Origin of the sequence: Paraburkholderia sp., assembly GCF_049581445.1 — a bacterium.
Lineage (GTDB): Bacteria > Pseudomonadota > Gammaproteobacteria > Burkholderiales > Burkholderiaceae > Paraburkholderia.
The window spans coordinates 1-4,015 of sequence record NZ_JBAURZ010000211.1 but is presented as its reverse complement, the minus strand read 5'-3'; the positions used below and the strand labels follow the sequence as shown (position 1 = coordinate 4,015).

Sequence of the window (4,015 nt, the reverse complement as noted above, 5' to 3'; positions counted from 1 at the left end):
CCCTAACGCTGAGCCCGCCCGCGAAGCCGGGCAGACGTCGCGCCATCTCCGGCCCACTGACGTAACCGGTTGCGCGAACATTGCGCGCGAGCAATGCCGCCTCGGCGTCGCGCACTCCATAGTTGGCGTTGCCATGCGGCCGCTTGAGCCGCACTATCAGACGCCAGCGCGCACCGGGTTCAAGACGCGGCGGCGGTCCCTTCTGATCGATCCACGATAGTTGCAGCGTGCGAGGAAAATGCGCGATCGGCGCGGCGACCGATTCGACATCGAACAGAAAACGCGCGCCTTTGTCGTCGCGTGCCGGCAAACCTCGAATGGCGCCGCTGACCTCCAGATCGCGGCCTTCCCACTCAGTTGGCAAGCTCACTGCAAGACGCATTTCCGCTCGCCACGCAGCGTATCCAAACCCGACGCAACCCGCCGCGAGCCATAGCGCGCACCAACCGCTTCGCATGCGCCAGCCCTGGCCGCACAATCCCCATAGCGCTATCCCCAGTGTGACGATCAGAACCACCAACAACATCACCCAGTCCCGCCAAAGCGGCAATACTGCCTGCTGCTGCAACCAGACGACACCCAACGCAAATCCACACCATACCGCCCGCATTCGCCCTCCACCTGCTTGCTGACCGACCAGCGCCGGGCATCGCAATCAGATCAGAGCCGCTTCAGATGAACAGGACAGCCGAACGTGTGATCCGCCCGGCGCGAAGCACGTCAACGATTATGCAGAGGAAAGCGCGAGTCGCGGCAGCGCCGCGTGAGCGTTAGCCGTTGTGCCTATGGCAAGCTCGTCTATATCGATGCCGCGCAGTTGTGCGAGGCCCGCGCCGATGGCGGGAATCTGATCCGGCGTATTGCGTTGGCGGTAGAGCCAGGAGGGGGAGATATCGGGTGCGTCGGTCTCGACGACCAGCGCATCCAGTGGCAGTTGTGTCGCAAGGCGTCGGATCTGCAACGCGCGCTCGAATGTCACGTTGCCGCCGAAGCCCAGATGCATGCCCTGATCGATGAACGCCTGAGCTTGCTGAAAGCTGCCGTTGAACGCGTGCGCGATACCGGCATGCACGGCGTGCTTGCGCAAGCCTTTGAGCACCTGGTCCTGCGATTTGCGGACATGGCAAATCACCGGCAGGTTGAATTCATGCGCGAGCTTTAGCTGCTCGTTGTAAAAGAATTGCTGACGGTCCTCGTCGAGTCCCGTCACGAAGTAATCGAGTCCAATCTCGCCCAGCCCAACGAACAACGGATCATCAAGGTTCGCTTCGATTTCCATGCGCAGCACGTCGAGATCGGCGTCCTCAGCGCGCGGTGTGAAAAGCGGATGAATCCCCAGTGCGTATGCCCCGCCTTGAACCCGGCGCGCCAGTTCACGCACTCTCGCGAAGTTTTCGCGCGCCACGCCGGGAATCACGATCCGCCCGACTCCCGCATTGGAGGCGGCCGCGGCAACTGCGTCGCGATCCGCATCGAACTCTGATGCGTCGAGATGGCAGTGTGTGTCGATCCACATGCGCGGCCCTGAAACGAGAGTTACACGGGAACCGACGGCTCTTCGTAGAGCACGCCGTCGCGCAGACGCATCGTGCGGTCGCAGCGCGCCGCCAGATCCGGATCGTGGGTAACGATCACAAAGCTGGTGTCGAAGGTGCGCGACAGTTCGAGCATCAGGTTGAACACGGTGTCGGCGGTGCCGCCGTCGAGGTTGCCGGTCGGCTCGTCCGCCAGCACGCAGGCCGGATTGGTCACCAGCGCCCGTGCAATGGCCACGCGCTGCCGCTCGCCGCCCGACAATTCGCCCGGACGATGTTTCGCGCGATGCGCCAGCCCCACCCGCTCGAGCGTTGCGAGCGCGGTACGGCGCGCTTCTTCGGTCGGCATACGACGAATGCGCAACGGCATCGCGACGTTGTCGAGCGCCGTGAACTCAGCGAGCAAATGGTGAAACTGATAAACGAAACCCAGCGCGCGATTGCGCAAATCGTTGCGCTCGCGCTCGGAGAGTTTCGTGAACGGCTTACCCAACACCGAGACCTGACCCGTGCTCGGATCGTCGAGACCGCCCAACACGTGCAGCAGCGTACTTTTGCCGGAACCCGAAGCACCGACAATCGCCAGCTTCTCGCCGCGCCGCACGGACAGTTGCGTATTGTTGAGCACCTGCACATTCAGGCCGCCCTGCACGAACGCCTTCGAGATGCCGGTGGCTTCGAGAACGTACGGATGGAGTGTGTCGTCTTGGCCCATAGCTTGAGGAATCAAACGGTCATTCATAGCGCAGCGCCTCCGCAGGACGGACCTTCGCGCCACGCCAGCTCGGGTACAGCGTTGCCAGCGACGACAGCACGAACGCGATCAAGCCGATCTTGAGCACGTCGCCCGGCACCAGTTCCGAGGGCAGTTCACTGATGAAATAGACCGACGGCGGCAGGAATTGCACCCCCAGCAGATGCTCGATCATCGGCACGAGCCACGGAATGCTCCATGCGATCAGGCAGCCCAGCGCCACACCAGTCGCCGTGCCGATAAAGCCAATCGTCACGCCTTGAATAACGAATATCTTCATGATCGAACCAGGCTGCGCGCCCAGCGTACGTAGAATCGCGATATCCGCCTGCTTGTTGGTCACCGTCATGACCAGCGACGACACCAGATTAAACGCCGCCACCGCGATGATCAGCGTCAGGATAATGAACATCATGCGCTTTTCGATCTGCACGGCTGAGAACCAGGTCTTGTTCTGCTGCGTCCAGTCGCGAATATAGAGGTCGCCCGAGAGCGTGCGCGCCAACTGGTGCGCGACCTCCGGCGCGCGCTGCATGTCCTTCAGGCGCAAGCGTACGCCAGTGGGCGCCGGCAGCCGGAACAGCACCTGCGCGTCGTGAATGTTGATCAGCGCGAGCGTGCTGTCGTATTCGTAGTGCCCTGACTCGAAGATGCCCACCACCGTGAACTGCTTCAGGCGCGGCAGCATCCCGGCTGGCGTGATGGTGCCCTCGGGCGCGACAAGCGTGATCTTGTCGCCGACCATCACCCCCAGGTTGGACGCCAGATCCGTGCCGAGCACGATACCGAAGTCGCCAGGCTTCAGGTCGGTCAACTGGCCGCCTTTCATTTCCTTATAGATATCGGACACCTGCGGTTCGAGCGACGGATCCACGCCGCGCAGCGCAACGCCGCTCACGGCGTCCTGGCGCGTGAGCAGCGCCTGTGCGTCGACGTAGGGCGCCGCGCCGATCACTTCCTTGTTCAGCCGCGCTTCCTTGGCGGTCAACTGCCAGTCCGGCATTGAACCGGTGGGCGAAAAGATTTCGACGTGCGCAAGCACGGACAACATGCGGTCGCGCACTTCCTTCTGGAAACCGTTCATCACGGAGAGCACGACGATCAGCGCCGCGACGCCCAGCGCAATGCCGGACATCGAAACGAGCGCGATGAACGAAATGAAGCCGTTGCCGGTCGTGCGTTTGCCGGCGCGCGTGTAGCGCCAGCCAATCTGCCATTCGTAGGGAAATTTCAAGCGAATCCTTTTCTGCGTTCTTCAGCCGCGAGCGCCGCGCCTGCTGCCAGCCATGAAGGCGGAAATCCCGCCACCATGCGGCTCTGGGGCCCTGACCTTTGGTGTCGGATTGGGGCGGATGGTTCCGGTGCGCCGCGCACAGCCCGTCGCCGCCGCCTGGGCTGGTAACGCTTCCACTCGGGCACCCGGCGCCGCATCCGCCAGCAATCCAGCGCGAAGTTTGCCATACAATGCGCAGCATCATGCACGCCAACCGTCTTCACCTCCTTCTGCCCTTCGCGCTGCCCGCCGCGGCCGACGCTTCCACCGCGCTCTATGGCATCAAGTGCCCAGCCCTCGACAAACTGCTCGCCCGGGCGACACTCGTCGAACGGGTGATCGGCGAGGACTTCCAGCGTACGCTGCCGCATGAGCGCTGGGTTGCACGCCAGTTTGGCACCGTCGCGAGTGGCGCCGCAGCCGCCGACGAAGCGCCGCTCGCGCCCTACATGC

General features: G+C 63.2%; 4 protein-coding genes and 1 pseudogene. 1 reads left to right on the top strand and 4 read right to left on the bottom strand.

The window, feature by feature from the left end; all coding sequences use genetic code 11:
• The 4 genes from WCA85_RS18395 to WCA85_RS18380 all read right to left on the bottom strand — a co-directional run.
• Positions 1-610, bottom strand: a 610-nt coding sequence (locus WCA85_RS18395; RefSeq protein WP_424066309.1) for a ComEC/Rec2 family competence protein, incomplete at its 3' end; no start/stop codon positions are given.
• A 117-nt stretch (positions 611-727) separates the two neighbouring features.
• A complete protein-coding gene (locus WCA85_RS18390) occupies positions 728-1,516 on the bottom strand; it encodes a TatD family hydrolase (protein ID WP_424066308.1) in 789 nt (262 codons plus the stop codon).
• Positions 1,517-1,536: 20 nt separating this feature from the next.
• Positions 1,537-2,277, bottom strand: a complete 741-nt coding sequence (gene lolD, locus WCA85_RS18385) for a lipoprotein-releasing ABC transporter ATP-binding protein LolD (RefSeq protein WP_424066307.1) — start codon at positions 2,275-2,277, stop codon at positions 1,537-1,539.
• Positions 2,270-3,523 (bottom strand): lipoprotein-releasing ABC transporter permease subunit, encoded by a 1,254-nt coding sequence (locus WCA85_RS18380; RefSeq protein WP_424066306.1) that lies wholly within the window; start codon positions 3,521-3,523, stop codon positions 2,270-2,272. Before WCA85_RS18380 ends, lolD begins: the two co-directional genes overlap by 8 nt.
• Positions 3,524-3,753: 230 nt before the next feature.
• Between WCA85_RS18380 and WCA85_RS18375 the strand changes: the two are divergent.
• A pseudogene (locus tag WCA85_RS18375) lies at positions 3,754-4,015 on the top strand (regulator); the annotation flags it as partial.